An 18,833-nucleotide genomic window follows, 5' to 3' on the forward strand; every position below is an offset into this window, starting at 1 on the left:
CCTGATCTCGACCGTTATCTACGGATTTTTATTAAGGAGTCATAAGTTGAGCGTTGAAGCTGCCAAGCATGCCCGAGAATTACTGCTCAAGGAATACCGTGGCGCCCTGGCTACCCAGTCCAAGGCCATGCCGGGATTTCCCTTCGGCTCCGTGGTGCCTTATTGCCTGGATGAGCTGGGGAGGCCACTGATCCTGATCAGCCGCATCGCCCAGCACACCCACAACCTGCGCAAGGATCCCAAGTGTTCCCTGATGGTGGGGGAGCGGGGCGCTGAAGAGGTGCAGGCTGTTGGCCGTCTTACCGTGCTGGCTGAGGCCGTGCAATTGAGCGATCCCGCAGCCATTGAAGCCGCAGCCGAGCGTTACTACCGCTACTTTCCCGAGGCGAAGGGCTATGACACTGCCCATGATTTCGATTTCTGGGTGCTCAACCCGGTTCGTCATCGCTACATAGGCGGTTTTGGTGCCATCCACTGGCTGGACCAGGTCACGCTGGCAAACCCTTTCGCCGGGCAGGTCGAGGTGCGGATGGTCGAGCATATGAACAGCGATCACGCCAATGCCATTGAACACTACGTCAAACTGACCGGCCTGCCGCAAACAGCGCCAGCTATGCTGGTGGGCATCGACAGCGAAGGCATGCACCTGCGCATCGGCGAAGGCGTGCACTGGTTGGCTTTTCCGGAGCCTTGCAACACTTCGACACAGGTGCGCGAAGCCTTGGTTTTGCTGGCCCGTGCCAGTGAGTGGCCGAAAAAACAGACGGTCTGACCTTGAATTTGCACAAGCGCGCCGTCATCTAGTCTTGGTTGGAAGATATTCTTCCGGAGAGGAATCATTTGATGCGCGCTTTTCTATTGCTCTTTCTGTTGTTTCCAGTGCTAGAGCTGTACGTCTTTTTCAAGGTCAGCACCGCCATAGGGTTTTTCCCCGCGTTGCTGCTGATCATTGCCGGCTCCATGCTGGGTGTTCTGGTCGTTCGCGTCGCAGGCTTGGCCACGGCGCTCAAAGCGCGCGAAAGCCTGAATCGCGGCGAGCTGCCTGCTCAGCAAATGCTTGAAGGCCTGATGCTGGCGCTGGGTGGTGGACTGTTGGTTCTGCCTGGTTTTATCAGCGATGCGGCCGGTCTGTTGTTGCTGTTCCCGCCAGTTCGCCGGTTTCTGGTCAACCGCCTGCGCAAGCGTGCTGAAGAACAGGCCATCCGCCAGCGTGCGTTTGCCGAAGACTTCGAAGCCGCACGACCACGTGCCCATCAGCCTTTGGGGCGTGAGCCCAATGTGATCGAAGGCGAGTTCGAGCATCGCGATAAATAAGGCTTTGGCGTTATCAACACGGCACCTTGGGTGCCGTGTCTGTTTCAAGTGGCACGCCAGGTTAAAAATTTCGTGGGCGTGCCCTTGTAATAAGTGGATGCGCCCTTATGTAACGGACACCGCAGGGTTTTACTGGCAACAGCAAAATCCCAACCGCGAATCGCACCCGGCATTTCCGGACTTGTAAACCCAGCCGGTATTGACACCGGCCGATGAACACCTCAATTAGGAGAGATCGACAATGAAGCTTCGTCCTCTGCATGACCGCGTCGTAATCCGTCGCAGCGAAGAAGAAAAGAAAACCGCTGGTGGTATCGTTCTGCCGGGTTCTGCTGCTGAAAAAGCTAACAGCGGTGAAGTGATCGCCGTTGGTACGGGTCGCGTTCTGGACAACGGTGAAGTGCGTGCACTGGCCGTTAAAGTGGGTGACAAGGTTGTGTTCGGCCCTTACTCCGGCAGCAACACTGTAAAAGTCGACGGCGAAGACCTGTTGGTTATGGCTGAGAACGAGATTCTCGCTGTAATTGAAGGCTGATTTCCCGCTCCTTTTCCCGTTACTACAAAGTATTTAAGGAAGAACGAACATGGCTGCTAAAGAAGTTAAATTCGGCGACTCCGCCCGCAAAAAAATGTTGGCTGGTGTAAACGTCCTGGCTGACGCAGTAAAAGCGACCCTGGGCCCTAAAGGCCGTAACGTGATCATCGAGAAGAGCTTCGGCGCTCCGACCATCACCAAGGACGGCGTGTCCGTTGCAAAAGAAATCGAGCTGAAAGACCGCTTCGAAAACATGGGCGCGCAGCTGGTTAAAGACGTTGCCTCCCGTGCCAACGATGACGCTGGTGACGGTACTACCACTGCAACCGTTCTGGCTCAGTCGATCGTCAACGAAGGCCTGAAAGCCGTCGCTGCCGGCATGAACCCGATGGACCTGAAGCGCGGTATCGACAAAGCGACCATCGCTATCGTCAAAGAACTGCGTCAACTGGCCAAGCCATGCGCTGACGGCAAGGCAATTGCCCAGGTTGGTACCATTTCTGCCAACTCCGACAGCTCCATCGGCGAAATCATTGCCGAAGCCATGGAAAAAGTCGGTAAAGAAGGCGTGATCACCGTTGAAGAAGGCTCGGGCCTGGAAAACGAACTGTCTGTTGTTGAAGGCATGCAGTTCGACCGTGGCTACCTGTCCCCTTACTTCGTGAACAAGCCAGACACCATGGTGGCTGAGCTGGACGGCCCGCTGATCCTGTTGGTTGACAAAAAGATCTCCAACATCCGCGAAATGCTGCCAGTTCTGGAAGCCGTTGCAAAAGCCGGCCGTCCACTGCTGATCGTGGCTGAAGACGTTGAAGGCGAAGCCCTGGCGACTCTGGTTGTGAACAACATGCGCGGTATCGTTAAAGTCGCTGCTGTCAAAGCACCAGGCTTCGGTGACCGTCGTAAAGCAATGCTGCAGGACATCGCTGTTCTGACTGGCGGTACCGTAATCTCCGAAGAGATCGGCCTGAGCCTGGAAAGCACTACCCTGGAGCACCTGGGTAACGCCAAGCGCGTGATCCTGTCCAAAGAAAACACCACCATCATCGATGGTGCTGGCAACGATGCGGACATCCAGGCACGTGTTACCCAGATCCGTGCTCAAGTGGCTGATACCACTTCGGACTACGACCGTGAAAAACTGCAAGAGCGTCTGGCCAAGCTGTCTGGCGGCGTTGCAGTGATCAAGGTTGGCGCTGGTTCCGAAGTAGAAATGAAAGAGAAGAAAGCCCGCGTTGAAGACGCCCTGCACGCTACTCGTGCAGCCGTTGAAGAAGGCGTGGTACCTGGCGGTGGCGTGGCACTGGTTCGCGCTCTGCAAGCCATCTCCGAACTGAAAGGCGACAACGCTGATCAGAACGTGGGTATTGCTCTGCTGCGTCGTGCTGTTGAAGCACCTCTGCGCCAGATCGTTGCCAACTCCGGTGATGAGCCAAGCGTAGTTGTCGACAAAGTGAAGCAGGGTTCGGGTAACTACGGTTACAACGCAGCCACTGGTGAATACGGCGACATGATCGAAATGGGTATCCTTGACCCGGCTAAAGTGACTCGTTCGGCTCTGCAAGCGGCTTCGTCGATTGCCAGCCTGATGATCACCACTGAGGCGATGATCGCTGAGATCCAGGAAGACAAACCAGCTGGCGGCATGCCAGACATGGGCGGCATGGGTGGTATGGGCGGCATGATGTAAGCCAGCCTTACCCCGCTACGCAAAAGCCCCGCCTGAGTAATCAGGCGGGGCTTTTTTGTAGGTCTGTTAAAAGCCCCTCACCCTAGCCCTCTCCCAGAGGGAGAGGGGCTTGACCGAGCCGATGCAGGATTCAACTCAATGCATTCAGGCTGTAGAGGGGCTGGGGTTTGCCCCAATCAGCCCCCTCTCCCTATGGGAGAGGGTTGGGGTGAGGGTCGTGGGTCAATTAGCGTTCTGAAACCTGCACATGTCCCTTTTGCGCCGGCTTCCAGCCCAGCAACTGCTGCTTGAAGCCATGACTGGCACCCTGGTAGTAGGCTATTGCCCGCTCAATCAGCGGATCAGTCGCCGCTACCCGCGATTCAATACTGGTGCTCAGCGCATCATCATGGCGGCGCAGCCCCTGACGCGGGCTGAGAATGGCCAGGTCTTTGCCGTCAAACAAGCCCAGGTGCTGGTAGTTGCCCACGACCACGCGCGGCGGCAGCGGGTTGTCCTGCAACAGGTTGCGGCCAAAGAAGGTCGACTGGTAATCCAGGTTCAGCAAGCCGAGCAAGGTGGGCGCCAGGTCGATCTGGCTGGCCAGTTGCGAGTTTTCACGGGCGTCGATCAACTTGGGCGCATAGATAAACAGCGGGATCTGATAGTTGGTGATCGGCAAGTCTTCCTTGCCGGCACTGCCCGCCGTGTGGTCGGCAACGAAGACGAAAATCGTATTGTCGAACCACGGCTTTTTACGCGCATCGTTGAGGAATTGGCCGATGGCGTAGTCGGTGTATTTCACTGCGCCGTCGCGGCCGTTACCCGATTTGATGTCGATCCGGCCCTCAGGGTAGGTGTAAGGACGGTGGTTGGAGGTGGTCATCAGTTGCAACAAAAACGGTTTTTGTTGCGCGTAATTGGCATCGGCCAGTTTCAGGGTTTCGCGGTACAAGTCTTCGTCAGCCATGCCCCAGGCATTTTTGAAATGAATATCGGCTTCATTCACGCTGCTTTGGTCGACAACGCGGTAACCGTTGCCGCTGAAGAAGGCGTTCATATTGTCAAAGTAACCGCGCCCGCCATAGACGAACACGCTGTCATAGCCCACGCCATTGAGCTGCTGGCCCAGGCTGGCAAAGCCGCTTTCACGGCCGATACGCTTGACGATTGAACGCCCGGGCGTCGGCGGAATGGCCAGGGTAATGGCTTCCAGGCCCCGGTCGGTACGCGTGCCGGTGGCATAAAAGTTGTTGAAGTACAGGCTCTCTTTACGCAGCTGATCCAGATTCGGCGTCAGGTTGCGGCCGTCACCGTTGCTGCCCAGGTACTTGGCACTGAGGCTTTCGATGGTCACCAGTACGATATTGGGCTGGCGCACAGCACCCGGGTTATCGATGTTGCGGCGGATATCCAGTGGGTCCTGGCCCACAAAGGTGGCGTTGGGCTCGGTCAGTTCGGCGCGCAACTGTTTGGCCACTACATCGGTGGGCAGGCTGGCGTAAAACTGCTGGTAATCCAGCTCGTTGTTACGGAACGCAGCGAAGAACTGGTACGGGCCATTGCTCGCCAGTTCATGTTGGTAGGCGTTGCCGCCCTGGCCGCGCGGGCTGTCCTGGTCGAGCAGTTGCAGGCACAGGCCCGCTACCAGCAGCAGGCCGGCAAAGGTGGCGATACGTCCACCCAGTGTCGGTAGCTCGGCATTCATGGCCGCATTGAACGGTTTACGCACTATCAGGCTCAATACAATGGCAGCCAGGGCGATGGCGCTGAGCAGGATGCCGATTGGATAGGATTCCAGTACGTTATTCAGCACTTCATCGGAGTAGACCAGGTAGTCCACGGCGATAAAGTTGAAGCGCACGCCGAACTCATCCCAGAACAGCCACTCGGCCACGCCAGTAAAAAGCATGGCAAACAAGCTGACCGTCAGCAGGCCTTGCAGGAACCACTGGTGGCCGCGGCGACGCCACAGGGCTGGTGGGCATAACAGCAGATAGACCCCCAGCGGCACGGCGGCATAGGCTAGAAAGCCAAGGTCGTAGAGCAAACCAATGCCAAACACGGGCAGCCAGTTGTTGCCGGCCTCTCCCAGGTGTGTAACTAGCAGAACGCCTCGGGTGATTAGAAAGGTCGCCAGCCAACAGCCAGTCAACAGCAGGAGATAGCGCATAGGCGCGGTGTGCAGCAGACGCATTAGTTGTTTTTCCTTAAACGCGGGGGTGCGAAAGTGTGCCGGCGCCACTGTATTGAGTTTGTGAACCGACAGTAAAAAAAATGTCATTTATGTGAGAGTCGTAACTAAATTGTCTGAGCGCCCTGTGGTGCTGGCCCTGCGGGGTTCTTGGCCTTAAGCTGCGCGGGCCAAGACGGCCGTAACTGTGAACGGAGAGAGTGCCCATGCGAATTCTATTGGTTGAAGACAACCGCGATATCCTCGCCAACCTTGCCGACTACCTGGGTCTCAAGGGCTATACCGTTGACTGTGCGCAAGATGGTTTGTCGGGCCTGCACCTGGCGGCCACCGAGCATTACGACCTGATTGTGCTCGATATCATGTTGCCCGGCATCGACGGCTACACCCTGTGCAAGCGCCTGCGTGAAGATGCCCGTCGCGATACCCCGGTGATCATGCTGACCGCCCGCGACCAGTTGGATGACCGCCTGCAAGGCTTCAAGTCAGGTGCCGATGACTATTTGCTAAAACCCTTTGCCCTGTCCGAGCTGGCTGCCCGCATCGAGGCGGTTTTGCGTCGTGCCCAGGGCGGCGGGCGACGCGAACTGCAGGTCGGCGAGTTGCGTTACGACCTCGATACCCTGGAAGTGACACGCGAAGGCCGTCTGCTCAAGCTCAATCCGGTGGGCTTGAAATTGCTGGCGGTACTCATGCAGAAAAGCCCCCATGTATTGCGCCGCGAAGTGCTGGAAGAAGCCTTGTGGGGCGATGATTGCCCGGACAGCGACAGCCTGCGCAGCCACGTCCACCAATTGCGTCAGGTCATCGACAAGCCGTTCGACAAGCCTCTGTTGCACACCGTACATGGCGTGGGCTATCGCCTCGCCGAGGTTCGTGATGGAGTTTAGGCAAAGTCTTTCCCAGCGGATCATCATCGCTTTTGCATTGATGAGCGCGCTGGTGGCAGGGACATTCGCTGTGGGCATTATTGCCACCGTGCACCTGGTCGAAGAAAAACTCATATCGGCAGGGCTGGGCGGGGATTTGCAGCGCCTGTTGCTGATGGACAACGGCGCGGAGTGGAACCATCGCCCCAAGCCGAGCCAGCTGTTTTATTTCAGTGGCGGGCGTGGCGACTTTGCCCTGCCCAAGGACCTGCGTCATCTGGATCCGGGCTTTCATGAAGTGTTCCGTGACCAGTTGTCGTATCACGCGATGGTAGAAGTGGTCGATGGCCGGCGTTATGTCCTGCTGCAAGACCAGAGCGATTTTGAAGAGCGCGAGCGCGTGTTGTTTGCTGTGGTCGCCGTCGGTTTTGTCCTGGCGCTGGCGCTGGCGGTGTTCCTGGGTTGGACCCTGGCGCGGCGGGTGATGGCTCCGGTTATCCGTCTGGCACGCCAGGTCCGCCATCGCGATCAGTTACTGGGGCTGGCGCCGCCGTTGGCCCCGGATTATGCGGCCGATGAAGTGGGCGAGCTGGCAGTGGCGTTCGATGCCACGCTGGGTCGGTTGCGCGACACCCTGACCCGCGAGCGTTTGTTCACCAGTGATGTCAGTCACGAGCTGCGTACTCCGCTGATGGTGCTGGCCAGTTCCTGCGAGCTGTTGCTGGAAAGCCCGTCGCTGGATCAGCGCAGTCGTTCACAGGTCGAGCGTATTTCCCGTGCCTGTGAGGAAATGCGCGAACTGGTGCAAACCTTCCTCATGCTGGCCCGTGCCCAGCATGAGGATGCCAACATGTCGCCTACGGTGACCTTGACTACCGTGGCCGAAGGCCTGATCAGCCTGTGGCGCGAGCCGATTGAAGCTAAGGGTCTTGAGCTGATCTACGACCCCGGCAATCCGCTGGATACCCGTTATAACGCCACTTTCCTGCATGCCGTCATGGGCAACTTGTTGCGCAATGCCTTGCACTACACCGACAGCGGGTTTATCCGGCTGACCCTGGAACCCAGCGGTTTTGTGGTGGAAGACAGCGGCGTGGGCATCCCTGAAGAAAAGCGCCAGGCGATGTTTCAGCCCTTTGTGCGCGGCAGCGAAAAACGCGGTGAAGGCCTGGGGCTTGGCCTGTCACTGGTGCAGCGCATCTGCGATAGCCAGGGCTGGCGGGTCACACTGACCACCATGGAGCCAAATGGCTGCCGTTTTCGTGTCGAGCTTGGTCCGGCTGAGGTTTGAAGTCTTTTCTGCGGCCTGCGTTCTGCAGGCCGCACACCCCGAAAGTCTGGGCGTAAGTGGCCCTGCGCCAGTACTTTCAACCTGTAAAACCTTGAAATGTTTGTATGAATGGTCTGACAGAATTTTCACCTGTCCATGACCTGATGCACACGTCCCGCTGATTAAGGTAGTGCTCATTAGCTTCTGGAGCACTTGCATGAACTCGATCATCAAACTCAAATTTTCTGAAAAGTACGACCAGCATCACGCTACGCAATACCTGATCAAGCATCAGGACGGCCTGGCCCGACGTTTGTCGCACAAGCGCGATGAACAATTGGCGCGTCGCGCTTTGCAGCTGGCAGGCGAACCTCAGGTCGTTCTCGATTTGCCTTGTGGCGCGGGCCGTTTCTGGCCGTTGCTGGCACAAATGCCAAGCCGCGAGATCATCGGTGCCGATAACTCGGCGTCCATGCTGGAGGTGGCATCTTTGGCCCAACCCGCCGACGTAGTGAAACGGGTACGGCGCTTGCAGATGTCAGCTTTTGAAATAGATTTGCCTGACAACTCGGTTGACAGTGTTTTTTGCATGCGCTTGTTGCACCACATTGGCGATGCAAGCCACCGGATGGCTCTATTACGGGAGCTTCATCGCGTTAGCCGGGACAGTGTGATTATCTCGTTGTGGGTAGATGGCAATTTTAAGGCCTGGAAACGCAAGCGTCTCGAGCGTCAACGCGCTGCAGAGGCAGATCAATACGGTTACCAAAATCGTTTTGTGTTACCTGCTGCTACAGTGGAGGCGGAATTCAAAAAGGCAGGTTTCACCGTTCAGGACCATTTGGACTTTATTCCGCTCTATGCGATGTGGCGGGTTTACGTATTACGAAAGAGATAACTCATGACCGTTGATTTTGTACAGCAATCCCCCTCTGCGACTGAAGACCCATTCGAGTTTTACTGGAATCAGCAAGGCGAATGGGTTGAAGAGCCCAATCAGCGTCGTGGTGGCGAGAGTGGTGTACAACGGATTCATGATGGTGAAGGGCGCTTGCTCTACGCCAAACGACAGGTGGGGCATACCTACCGTAGCTGGCGTTACCCGCTGGGTCGCCCGACGGTGTTGCGTGAACAGGATGCGTTGCTGGCCTTGAGCGCTTTGTCGGTTGGTGTGCCGGAGCTGGTGTACTGCGGAGCGCAACAAGCAACAGACAAGCAATGGCGTGCATTGCTGGTGACCGTGGGCCTGGAAGGCTTTGTTGAAATCGATAACTGGTACGCCGCCGGTGAGCGCGAGCGCTGCGGTGAAGCGGTACATGACCGAGTGCTTGAAGCGATAGGCCATACCTTGGCTCGTATGCACCTGGGCCGTTGGCAGCACGGCTGCCTGTACGCCAAACATGTCTTTGTACGGGTGACGGGGCAGGGCGAGGGAGCCGAGGTTGACGTGGCTTTGCTGGACCTGGAAAAAAGTCGGCAACGCCTGACGGCCCAAAAAGCCGCTTCCCACGATCTTAAACAACTGCGGCGCCATTCGTCGTGGAGTGCTACAGAGTGGGACAGACTGATCTACTTTTATAAAACAGTGTTTGGCAGCGCTATCAAAGGTTTACGGTGATGAAGCGAGAAATAGCACGAAGTTTGTTTCTGCTGGGTGCCCTGGTCATTGCTGGCGTGGCGTTTGCCGCTTGGGAACAGCCTGTGACTCGAGTGTTGAGCGGGGCCCAAATAGGGGCTCATTGTCCGTTGCCGCGCGTGGTCAAAGCTGCGGTAGCAACCCGGCCCGACCACGACCTGTTGCTGTTTATGTTTGGAATGAGCCAGGGGCTGAAGAAGTAGTAGCCAAGTCCCTGTAGCAGTTGACGAGCCGTGCGAGGCTACGTCCGGCTGCGCAGCAGTCGTAAAGCCATCCAGCGTTGGTGTATCTGATACACCGTGATCTTTGGGTTTACGACTGCTGCGCAGCCGGACGCAGCCTCTTTCCTTAGGCAGCGACTACAAGTGTTTCTGCAGCTCTACATGATATGCAAATGGTTGTCCCAAAGCCCCGAGGGTAAATCCAATGGCTTGGCTATCAGCTCGCTCTGACGGCAATCGTAGAAACGGCAACGGCCCTGGCCGGACGTAACCACAAAGCCATCCTCCACTGCACCCACCCCCGCACAGTCAGGCAATGGCGCATCCAGGCGCAAGGCGCCGCTGTCCAGGTCCCAGATAAAGAACCGATTGCCCCGCGGAGCCGTCAGCGCAACCAGACGCAACTCACTGTGAACCGCGACACTTGCGGTGTAATGGCCCATGGCGCGCAGTTGCTGCTCGGCCACCGGGAAGGGTTCAAATGGCTGGCCGGGACGCTTGATGGCCAACAGTTCCGACAACTCATGGGCATCCCCCATAAATTGCTGGCAAGCGACGATGGTGCCGTCACTGGCAATGCCCAAATGGCGCACACTGTTCATCTGCTGGCTCAGGGTTTCCTGGCTGATCAGGCTGCCATCACGGTGCATCAGCACCAGGCTGGGTTCCATCGCGTTCAGGTTCATTTCGACCCGGCTTTCGGCTTCGGTACGAATACCGCCGTTGGCCACCACCAGTGTTTCACCGTCAGGCATCCACGACACCTGATGCGGGCCGACGCCGTGGGTGGGAATTTCACCGCTGTGGATCAGGCGCTCGCCTTCAAAGCGATAAACCCCAAGCAAGCCACGGCCCGGATCAGTGGTGTCGTTTTCAGTGGTGTACAGCCACTCGCCGTCTTTATGGATGACCGCGTGCCCATAAAAATGCCTGTTGGGCCGGGACGTCAGGGTTTGCAGCAACTCCCCGTCTGTCAGGCTGATCAGGTAGCTTTCGGTACCGGGGCGCCGCGCCACGAACAGGGCAATGGGCAGTGTCGGATGGTTAATGATGTCATGGCAGCGCTGGCCGACCCGGGTGCTGAACACCTGAGTGCCATCCAGACGATAACCAACAGCCAGGTGATTGCCGTCTGCATCGTCGCGGGCACTCAGCAGCAACGGGCTTTGGCCTTTCTGTTTAAACAGTGACCAACCGCCCAGCGTGATTGTACTGAGCAATAAGCCACCAAGCTTGAGTGCTTGCCTGCGCATCATCGAACCTTCCTTTATCAATCGCCGTCGTTGGCGTTAAAGCCCAGCTGGATGCCCAGGGCCTTGGCCAGTTCGCCTTCGTGCAGGCGGTGAACCACGTTGAGGCTGTCGTAGATGGCGTTGAGCTGGGCGCGCCCGGCATCGTCAGCCAGCAACTCGTTGAGGGTGCGCTGGTTGTCATTGAACAGCTTGAGCGAGGTGGCGTAGGCCGCGTCGATCTTGTCAGCCAACGGCTTTTGTTCAGCGGGTAGCAGGCTGCGCAGGCCCTTGTTGTCGACACCGGCCCAAACGGTCTGGGCTGCGGCCAGGCTGGCGGCCAGGCTTTTGAGTGACGACTCGCTGCGCCATGCATCAGCCTGGAACGGTTGCGGGATGCCTTTGCTCTGGCGGCCCATTGGCGTGCCGAGTTTTTTCTTCAGGGTATCGAGTGCGGTGACCTGCACGCGCAGCACGTCAGCGATGGCTTCGTGGGAGTCGGCGTAGCGCTGGTTGGGGAACTTGCTCATTTGCGCGAGCATGCCGTCCGTGCTGTTCCAGCTGGCCAGAATCTCTTCGGCCAGTTGCTTCTGACGTTCGCCGATGGCAGTCAGCAGCGGGCAGTAACGGGCTTTTTGCGCATCGTCGGCCAGGTTGATATTGCTGTCGAACAGAATGTATTCGTAGGCAGACAGGCCTTGCACCACAACGCTGGACTTGGCCAGGGCCGCGGCATCGATCTGCGGCTGAGCGATCACCAGTTGTTCGACCTGACGGCCGACCAGGTTCTTTTTGTCCGGCCAGAACTGTACCTGCCACGAACGATTACCCTCGGCCAGAGGCCCGATCAGCAAAGGTTGCAGCTCGGCCCAGGCTTTTTGCGCATGCAGGAAGTCGGCGCGGGCCGTTTCCAGGGTTTCCTTGCCCTGGCAGTAGGCCAGGGCGCTGACGGCCAACTGGCGGTCAGCTTCAACCCAGCGGCTGTAGGTAGGCAGGATCACTTGTTTGGCGATGGCTGCCGAGGTGACGGCCTGCGGGTCTTGTGGCGAGCAGGCCGCCAGGGCGATGGCGGCAAGGCTGGTGAACAACAGCTTGGGTCGAAACATGTCGGGGTCCCCGATCTTGTAAAGCGTTAAAGAGAGTTCAGGAACGCCAGCAACGCGGCGCGTTGCTCGGCATTAAAGCGTAACACCTGCTGCCTGGCCGGTTCGGCCTCGCCGCCATGCCAGAGCACGGCTTCCAGCAGGTTGCGGGCACGACCATCGTGCAAAAACTGGGTGTGGCCACTTACCGCCTGGGTCAAGCCGATTCCCCACAACGGCGGCGTACGCCAGTCCTGGCCGCTGGCGGCGAATTCGCTGCGGTTATCGGCAAGGCCCGGGCCCATGTCGTGCAGCAGCAAGTCGCTGTAGGGGTGGATGACCTGATTGGCCAGCTCGGGCTCGGCGGCGTTGGCCGATGTGGTGAACGTTGGCGTATGACATGAGTTGCAGCCGGCCTGGTAGAACAGGTTTTTCCCGGCCAGCACCTGGGGTGCGCCGACATCACGGCGGGCGGGTACGGCCAGGTTGCGAGTGTAGAACTCCACCAGGCGCAGAATGTTGTCGCTGACCTCGGGTTCGCCATCGGGGCCATTGCCGTTGGGCGCCTCGAGGCAGGCAGTTTGGGCCTTGGTGCAGTCATCGAAGGGTCTCAGGGAGGTCGTGAGCCCCATATCACCAGAAAAAGCGTGAACATTTTGTTGATTGAGATTCGGTTGCCCGGCTTTCCAGCCAAAACGGCCCAACACTGTCTTTTGTTGCGCGTCATCCCACACCCAGTTCGGGCGCCCGGCAATACCCTCACGTTTGTCGGCATTGGCCAGAATGGCTTCGTTGGGAATGGCCTCGAGCAGCCCCAGGCCGATCATCGGGGGTGCAATGCGGGCCGACATGCGGGTGTCGGGATGCATCGGGCCATAACCCAGCTGGGTAATCTGCAGGGTGGGCTTGCGCAGTTCGACTTCAGTGCCGTCCTTGAAACGCACGCTGACCGGCTCGTAATCGACCCGAACCTTGCCTTCGGGAGCTACACCGGGCACGGCCATATCCTGCAACTGGCCACCATAGACCGGCTCGGGCACGATGCCTGCCTGCTCGATCAGCGTGGCGTAAGCAGGGTCGTTGGGGATCGACAGGCGTACCAGCATCGACACCGAGTTCTTGGCGCCCGGAGCGGGAGGGTGGCCGCGACCATCCTTGATGTGGCAGTTCTGGCAGCCGTTGGTGTTGAACAACGGGCCCAGGCCATCACGGGCGGTGGTGGTGGACGGGGCTATGACCCAGGGGCTGCGAAAGAAGCTGTTGCCGACGCTGAAATCCAGGCGCCGGGTGGGCGACAAGTTGGCCGAGGGCATGGAAAACGAGTTCTGATCGGTTTTGCGCACCGTAGTAGCCCCGCCTGAGCGGGCTTCGCCGGGCTCGGGTTTGGTAAAGCGCGGGGCATTATCACAACCGCCAAGGCACAGGGCCATGAGCAGCAGAGACAGGCGAAGAGGCAACGAAGGCATCAAACGTCCAGATCAGCGAGCAAAATCGAGGGCGCAAAGTTTAGCAGGGAAGGGGAATTGAAATAAGAGGGATTAGCGTTTGCTGTGACTTGGGGCAGACAAATGACCCTGTAGAAACTCTGTTGCCGATCAAGCCCGCCTGTTGTTCGCAAATCCCTCATCCAAACCGGCCGCTCGATCGCCTCGGCCGCTTTTGATCTGGCTTTTGATTTTGATCTGCTGGCCCCATCGGCAGGCCGAGTGGAGGTTCTGCGCAGTGGGTCGACCGGCATGGATGCCGGGAGAGCCGCGATGGGCCATGGATGGCCCGTGGCGGCGTGCCCACGGAGCGGGACCGGAGCGAGGGAACCTGAGCGCAGCGAAGGCCGTACGCCAGGGGCAAGCCTTTTTGGTTACTTTTTCGGCGTCTGGAAAAAGTGACTCGCTGTAAGAGCGAAACCAATATCCCAGTTAGACATGAATGCCGGATATGTACTCAAAGTTCAAGTTAGAGCCACCAAGTACATATCCATTCGATGTGCCACGGCTCTCTACGGGTTCCGCCCTCACTCCGGCACTGTTATGGGGGCACGCCGCGACGGGCCATCCATGGCCCATCGCGGTTGGCGCGGCGTCCTGCCGCGCCACCCCCATAACAGCACCTGCGTTCGGCCTTCTGTGAGGGGCATTCACGTCGCTTGGCTAATCGAGTGGCCACAGCAAAAGCAAAGGCAAAGGCAAAACCTTGTCGTAGCGAGCAGGCTCGATATTGAAGTTCTCTTGCTCGCGCCGAAGCGGCCTACAAAAAAGGCGACCCGAAGGTCGCCTTATTGTTCATTCACTCAAACGTTGCAGATCAGAAATCGTGATCGGCGTTGTCCGGGTTCAGGTCGCTGATGCCCAGCTTGCCAGCGGCTTGCTCGATGGCACCGGTCTGCTTGACCAGGGCAGCGATGGCATCACGCACAACCTGGTTGCCCGCAGCGTTGTCAGCTGCGATCAACTGGTCGTAGTGCTCGCCCTTGTTGGCGCGGTCAACCATGACCTGGATCTTGGCTTCGGTGTCGGCCAGATCGGATTTGAGCGTGGCGTCGGTAGCCGGGTCAATGACCACCACCAGCGACGACAGGCTTGGGCCGGTCATTTTTGTGCCGTCAGCACGCACGTACTCACCCAGATACACGTTGCGAATGCCCTTGGCATCGTAGAAGTGCGAGTTGTGGGTGTTGTCGCTGAAGCAGTCCTGCTCGTCTTCAGGGGAGTTGGCTTCCAGGGACACTTTCATCCGCTCGCCGGCCAGTTCGCCCAGCGACAGGCTGCCCATGCCGAACAGCATTTTGCGCAGGCCGTTTTGTACCGGCTCGGCTTCCAGCGTAGCGCGGTAGTTGTCAGCCACGTTTGGTGCCCAGTTGCCGACCATTTCGTTGAGGTCGTTGACCAGCAGTTGGGTCACGGCTTTCAGATAGGCGCGACGACGATCGTTATGACCACCGGTGGCGCCTTCGCCTTCCAGGTAGTCCGAAGCAGGACGGTTGCCTGCACCCGGGCCCGTACCGTTGAGGTCCTGGCCCCACAGCAGGAATTCGATGGCGTGGTAGCCGGTGGCTACGTTGGCTTCGGAGCCGCCCAGTTCGTTGAGGCTGGCCAGGGTTTCCGGGGTGATTTCGGTTACGTCGACCTTGTCTTCACCAATCTGGATCTGGGGGTTGGCGATGATGTTGGCGTTGGCACCCGGGTTGCCCAGTGCGCCGGCGTAGTTGGCGTCAACGTAGTCGATCAGGCCTTCGTCCAGGGGCCAGGCATTCACCTGGCCTTCCCAGTCATCGATGATGGTGTTACCGAAGCGGAACACTTCGCTCTGCAGGTAAGGCACGCGAGCTTCAACCCAGGCGGCACGGGCAGCTTTGAGGGTCTCGTCGTTGGGCTTGGCCAGGAATGCATCGATGGCGGTTTGCAGTTTCTTGGCAGTGCTTTCGGCATCGCTGTACACGGCGTGAACCATGTCGGCGTAATGGGCAACGACGGCCTTGGCGGCAGCTTCGTCGACTTTTGCCGCCGTGATGTCAGTGGCAGGCGTCGCGGTACTGGTGGCGGCTGCTGGCGTAGGGGTTGCTGCGGTTTTTTCCTTGTCCTTGTCGCCACAGCCGGCGAGTGAGATAGCAATGGCCAGCAGACTGGCGGTAGCCAGAGGCATACGAATCATGGCGAAAATCCTGCTTCGAGAGGTGGGACAAGCGTGCGGCTGCACGCGAAACTGCCACATGATGCGAAAGATATGCATTTTCTGTAAAGGGCTACTGTTGGAAATATTTCTTATTTACTTCAGCTCTGCCCCGGGTCTTTCGTGAATCTCGAAATAAGGACTTACATAATGACGGCCTTGTTACGTCGGGCCTGCTTGAGATAAGCCACCAGCTCCCGTGCCCCAAGGGGTTTGCTGTACAGGTAGCCCTGGCCTTCATGGCAGCCCTCGGCGATCACATAGGCTTCCTGTTCGACCGTTTCGACACCTTCGGCGATGACCTGCATGCCAAGGCTTTTACCGAGCTGGATGATGGCGCGCACGATGGTGGCATCGTCACCGTCATCGATGAGGTCCTGCACAAAGCTTTTATCAATCTTGATTTTGTCCAGCGGCAGGCTTTTGAGGTAACTCAGGGATGAATAACCGGTACCGAAATCATCAATCGCAATCAATGCACCGGAGCGTCGCAGGCTCAGCAGGTGCTGGGCAGCGGTGCTGATGTCTTTCATCAGGCTGGTTTCAGTCACTTCCAGCTCAAGGCTGCGCGGGGCCAGGCGGTGGCGTTGCAGCAGGTTGTTGACCACCCGGGGCAGGTCTATGTGGTGCAACTGCACGGTGGACAGGTTGACGGCCATGCGCAATTCACTGAAACCCAGGTCGTGCCATTCGCGCAGCTGGCCGCAGGCCTGGTCCAGCGCCCATTCGCCAATGGCAATGATGCTGCCGTTTTTCTCGGCCAGCGGAATAAACAGGTCGGGCGGCACCATGCCGTGCTCCGGATGCTGCCAGCGCAGCAGGGCTTCTACGCCGACCACGCGGTGATCGCTGTAGCGGATCTGCGGTTGATAGACCAGGTAAAGCTGGTTGCACAGCAGGGCTTCGCGCAGGTCTTTTTCCAGTTCGCGCATGCGTCGCATCTCGCGGTCGACGCTGGCGATATAAAACTGATAACGGCTGCGCGAATAGCTTTTGGCCAGGGTCATGGTCTGTTCGGCTTTTTGCAGCAACTGCTCGGTGGTATCGCCGTCTTCAGGGAACAGGGTGATGCCGATGGTGGCGCGCAGGCGGATATTTTGCTGGTCAAGGCTGAACGGCGATTCGAGGTCGTCGAGAATGCTCTGGGCCAGTTCGGCAGCCTCATAGGGCTGTTCGATATGGGCCTGCACCAGGGCAAATTGATCGCCGCCCAGACGGCCAAGCGCACCGAGGCTGCCGCTGTGGGCGCGCAAACGGTCGGCCAGGGCCTGGAGCAACTGGTCGCCGGTTTGATAACCAAACTGTTCGTTGATGCCCTTGAAGTCGTCCAGACCCACGCACAGCACGGCGACACGCCGTTGCAGGCGGCCGGCATCGGTGAGGATCTTGCCCAGTTGCCCCTGCAATTGCTGGCGGTTGGGCAGGCCGGTCAAAAAGTCGTACTGGGCCATGCGCAGCAACGAACTTTCGGCTTCGTGACGCAAACGGTTGTTGCGCTCGATCGAGGCCAGCAACTGGTTGGATGTATTGACCCACACCCCTAGCTCGTTGTGCTCGTGGCCCTTGAGCAGAGGGATCACATGTTCGCTGGGGCGATCGGGATTGATGCTGGTCAGGTGCCCGATGATTTTTGACAGCGGCTTGGTCAGCAGCCAGTGATAGACCAGATACAACACCAGCCCCATGAGCAGAGCGCGCAACAGGCCGGAAAACAGCATCACCGCCGAATCGGTCAACAGGCCCTGACCGTAAGTTGCGGTGTCGAGGGTGATGCTCAGGTCGCCGTAGTACTCGCTGTATGGGCCTTGGCCAACTAACGGAATGCGGAACCTGTGCTCCTGACCCAGTATCAGGTCGGTCACCCAGCGGCTCGATGAGCTTTGCAACTCGCGGTTTTTTTCGGCCAGCGGCGCTTCATTGGGATGGCCGATGGCAGCCTTGCGCACCGCCGGATCCTGGAACAGACCTTCGATAACCTGCATGGCCATATCGCGATCCAGGCTGTAAAGCGCCTGGGTTGAGGGGTCGCGAAACATGTCGAGGATTCGTTCGGCATCTGCCGTAACGGCTTGTCGGACTTTGTAGGCGTCGAACACGATCTGTGCGCAGCTCAGCACGCCTCCAACGACCACTGCTGAAAGCAGCACGATGCGGAGCAACTTGAGTGACAAGCTGTTTTTGAATTGCCGCTTCAAAGCGCTATTCCCTGTTCCTGCCATTAATGCCTGTGGCCTTGTATGTGAACGATTTTTTGCCAGAGTGCAAGTGACCAATGTGCAGCGCTTGTAACGGCTACTGTGTCGGTATCTTCACCTTGAACTTGAGGCGCAGCCTGAAAAATTCCCGCCGCTTTCATACTAGCTGGCCCGGATTGGATGGGCTTTTTAGCAAGCCAAAAAAAACCCGGCAATGCCGGGTTTTTTTATCTGGAGCGAGACTTAGGCAGTGAAGGGTTTGCCTTCGAACTGCTCAGCAACGAACTTCCAGTTAACGAGGTTCCAGAACGCTTCTACATACTTCGGACGCACGTTGCGGTAGTCGATGTAGTAGGCGTGTTCCCAAACGTCGCAGGTCAGCAGCGGGGTGTCGCCGCTGGTCAGCGGGTTGCCGGCGCCGATGGTGCTGGCCAGGGCCAGGGAACCGTCAGCTTTCTTCACCAGCCAGCCCCAGCCGGAGCCGAAGGTGCCGATGGAAGTCTTGCTGAATTCTTCTTTGAACTTGTCGAACGAACCGAAGGCAGCGTTGATGGCATCAGCCAGCGCGCCAGTCGGTTGGCCGCCGGCGTTTGGCGCCAGGCAGTTCCAGTAGAAGGTGTGGTTCCAGACCTGAGCGGCGTTGTTGAAGATACCGCCCGAAGAGGTTTTGACGATCTCTTCCAGGGTTTTGCCTTCGAACTCGGTGCCTGGCACCAGGTTGTTCAGGTTCACGACGTAGGTGTTGTGGTGCTTGTCGTGGTGAAACTCCAGGGTTTCTTTGGAGATGTGCGGCTGCAGGGCATCGTGTGCGTACGGCAGCGGCGGCAATTCGAAAGCCATGATGATTCTCCTAATCAGGTCAGTTGCGATGAGCGCAAGGCCGATCACGGGCGGCCAAACACGCGCCGATGAGTTTTTACTCTTTGCGGCGCAGGGTCAGGATCATAGCACCG

At 58.3% G+C, this 18,833-nt stretch carries 16 protein-coding genes; 9 read left to right on the top strand and 7 right to left on the bottom strand.

What is annotated here, in order from left to right; genetic code table 11:
• The first annotated feature begins 46 nt into the window (after positions 1-46).
• The 4 genes from HBN79_RS15960 to groL all read left to right on the top strand — a co-directional run bounded on the left by HBN79_RS15960 (position 47) and on the right by groL (position 3,539).
• Complete coding sequence (locus HBN79_RS15960; protein ID WP_095003355.1) at positions 47-772, top strand: HugZ family protein; 726 nt, start codon at positions 47-49, stop codon at positions 770-772.
• 71 nt (positions 773-843) lie between these two features.
• On the top strand, positions 844-1,314 hold the full coding sequence (locus HBN79_RS15965; RefSeq protein ID WP_095003356.1) for an FxsA family protein: 471 nt from the start codon (positions 844-846) through the stop codon (positions 1,312-1,314).
• A 241-nt stretch (positions 1,315-1,555) separates the two neighbouring features.
• The gene (locus HBN79_RS15970; RefSeq protein ID WP_016779794.1) at positions 1,556-1,849 is read left to right on the top strand and encodes a co-chaperone GroES; all 294 of its coding nucleotides are present in this window, start codon (positions 1,556-1,558) and stop codon (positions 1,847-1,849) included.
• 49 nt (positions 1,850-1,898) lie between these two features.
• Positions 1,899-3,539: a chaperonin GroEL gene (gene groL / locus HBN79_RS15975; RefSeq protein ID WP_016779795.1), complete on the top strand. Its 1,641-nt coding sequence runs from the start codon at positions 1,899-1,901 to the stop codon at positions 3,537-3,539.
• A 226-nt stretch (positions 3,540-3,765) separates the two neighbouring features.
• On the opposite strand, the gene HBN79_RS15980 is transcribed toward groL, so the two are convergent.
• Positions 3,766-5,715, bottom strand: a complete 1,950-nt coding sequence (locus tag HBN79_RS15980) for an LTA synthase family protein (protein ID WP_169916878.1) — start codon at positions 5,713-5,715, stop codon at positions 3,766-3,768.
• 203 nt (positions 5,716-5,918) lie between these two features.
• Between HBN79_RS15980 and colR the strand changes: the two genes are divergently transcribed.
• From colR to HBN79_RS23995, 5 genes are all read left to right on the top strand, one after another.
• Positions 5,919-6,602 carry a two-component system response regulator ColR gene (colR, locus tag HBN79_RS15985; protein ID WP_016779797.1) on the top strand — a complete coding sequence of 228 codons (684 nt, stop codon included), beginning with the start codon at positions 5,919-5,921 and terminating at the stop codon, positions 6,600-6,602.
• Positions 6,592-7,872: a HAMP domain-containing sensor histidine kinase gene (locus HBN79_RS15990; RefSeq protein WP_095003358.1), complete on the top strand. Its 1,281-nt coding sequence runs from the start codon at positions 6,592-6,594 to the stop codon at positions 7,870-7,872. Before colR ends, HBN79_RS15990 begins: the two co-directional genes overlap by 11 nt.
• Positions 7,873-8,068: 196 nt before the next feature.
• Positions 8,069-8,749, top strand: coding sequence for a class I SAM-dependent methyltransferase (locus HBN79_RS15995; RefSeq protein ID WP_095003359.1), 681 nt, complete (start codon positions 8,069-8,071; stop codon positions 8,747-8,749).
• A gap of 3 nt (positions 8,750-8,752) precedes the next feature.
• On the top strand, positions 8,753-9,469 hold the full coding sequence (locus HBN79_RS16000; protein WP_095019398.1) for a lipopolysaccharide kinase InaA family protein: 717 nt from the start codon (positions 8,753-8,755) through the stop codon (positions 9,467-9,469).
• Positions 9,469-9,690, top strand: a complete 222-nt coding sequence (locus HBN79_RS23995) for a hypothetical protein (RefSeq protein ID WP_095003361.1) — start codon at positions 9,469-9,471, stop codon at positions 9,688-9,690. The genes HBN79_RS16000 and HBN79_RS23995 overlap by 1 nt, the downstream gene beginning before the upstream one ends.
• A gap of 176 nt (positions 9,691-9,866) precedes the next feature.
• On the opposite strand, the gene HBN79_RS16005 is transcribed toward HBN79_RS23995, so the two are convergent.
• The 6 genes from HBN79_RS16005 to HBN79_RS16030 form a co-directional block, all read right to left on the bottom strand.
• Complete coding sequence (locus HBN79_RS16005; protein ID WP_169916879.1) at positions 9,867-10,964, bottom strand: DUF1513 domain-containing protein; 1,098 nt, start codon at positions 10,962-10,964, stop codon at positions 9,867-9,869.
• A gap of 14 nt (positions 10,965-10,978) precedes the next feature.
• Positions 10,979-12,043, bottom strand: a complete 1,065-nt coding sequence (locus tag HBN79_RS16010; RefSeq protein ID WP_095003363.1) for an imelysin family protein — start codon at positions 12,041-12,043, stop codon at positions 10,979-10,981.
• A 26-nt stretch (positions 12,044-12,069) separates the two neighbouring features.
• Positions 12,070-13,485, bottom strand: a complete 1,416-nt coding sequence (locus HBN79_RS16015) for a di-heme oxidoredictase family protein (protein ID WP_169916880.1) — start codon at positions 13,483-13,485, stop codon at positions 12,070-12,072.
• Between the two features lie 835 nt (positions 13,486-14,320).
• A complete protein-coding gene (locus tag HBN79_RS16020) occupies positions 14,321-15,667 on the bottom strand; it encodes an imelysin family protein (RefSeq protein ID WP_095003032.1) in 1,347 nt (448 codons plus the stop codon).
• Between the two features lie 161 nt (positions 15,668-15,828).
• Positions 15,829-17,880: a GGDEF domain-containing phosphodiesterase gene (locus HBN79_RS16025; protein WP_095003033.1), complete on the bottom strand. Its 2,052-nt coding sequence runs from the start codon at positions 17,878-17,880 to the stop codon at positions 15,829-15,831.
• Between the two features lie 243 nt (positions 17,881-18,123).
• Positions 18,124-18,720, bottom strand: a complete 597-nt coding sequence (locus HBN79_RS16030) for a Fe-Mn family superoxide dismutase (protein WP_095003034.1) — start codon at positions 18,718-18,720, stop codon at positions 18,124-18,126.
• Positions 18,721-18,833 lie beyond the last annotated feature (113 nt).

This window comes from Pseudomonas sp. WS 5051, from assembly GCF_012985715.1.
Classification (GTDB): domain Bacteria; phylum Pseudomonadota; class Gammaproteobacteria; order Pseudomonadales; family Pseudomonadaceae; genus Aquipseudomonas; species Aquipseudomonas bubulae.

Bases quoted from the DNA above. Each gene is read 5' to 3' on its own strand.
- HBN79_RS15965 (WP_095003356.1), top strand. From the start codon at position 844: ATGCGCGCTTTTCTATTGCTCTTTCTGTTGTTTCCAGTGCTAGAGCTG.
- HBN79_RS15970 (WP_016779794.1), top strand. From the start codon at position 1,556: ATGAAGCTTCGTCCTCTGCATGACCGCGTCGTAATCCGTCGCAGCGAA.
- groL (WP_016779795.1), top strand. From the start codon at position 1,899: ATGGCTGCTAAAGAAGTTAAATTCGGCGACTCCGCCCGCAAAAAAATG.
- HBN79_RS15980 (WP_169916878.1), bottom strand. From the start codon at position 5,715: ATGCGTCTGCTGCACACCGCGCCTATGCGCTATCTCCTGCTGTTGACT.
- colR (WP_016779797.1), top strand. From the start codon at position 5,919: ATGCGAATTCTATTGGTTGAAGACAACCGCGATATCCTCGCCAACCTT.
- HBN79_RS15990 (WP_095003358.1), top strand. From the start codon at position 6,592: ATGGAGTTTAGGCAAAGTCTTTCCCAGCGGATCATCATCGCTTTTGCA.
- HBN79_RS15995 (WP_095003359.1), top strand. From the start codon at position 8,069: ATGAACTCGATCATCAAACTCAAATTTTCTGAAAAGTACGACCAGCAT.
- HBN79_RS16000 (WP_095019398.1), top strand. From the start codon at position 8,753: ATGACCGTTGATTTTGTACAGCAATCCCCCTCTGCGACTGAAGACCCA.
- HBN79_RS23995 (WP_095003361.1), top strand. From the start codon at position 9,469: ATGAAGCGAGAAATAGCACGAAGTTTGTTTCTGCTGGGTGCCCTGGTC.
- HBN79_RS16005 (WP_169916879.1), bottom strand. From the start codon at position 10,964: ATGATGCGCAGGCAAGCACTCAAGCTTGGTGGCTTATTGCTCAGTACA.
- HBN79_RS16010 (WP_095003363.1), bottom strand. From the start codon at position 12,043: ATGTTTCGACCCAAGCTGTTGTTCACCAGCCTTGCCGCCATCGCCCTG.
- HBN79_RS16015 (WP_169916880.1), bottom strand. From the start codon at position 13,485: ATGCCTTCGTTGCCTCTTCGCCTGTCTCTGCTGCTCATGGCCCTGTGC.
- HBN79_RS16020 (WP_095003032.1), bottom strand. From the start codon at position 15,667: ATGATTCGTATGCCTCTGGCTACCGCCAGTCTGCTGGCCATTGCTATC.
- HBN79_RS16030 (WP_095003034.1), bottom strand. From the start codon at position 18,720: ATGGCTTTCGAATTGCCGCCGCTGCCGTACGCACACGATGCCCTGCAG.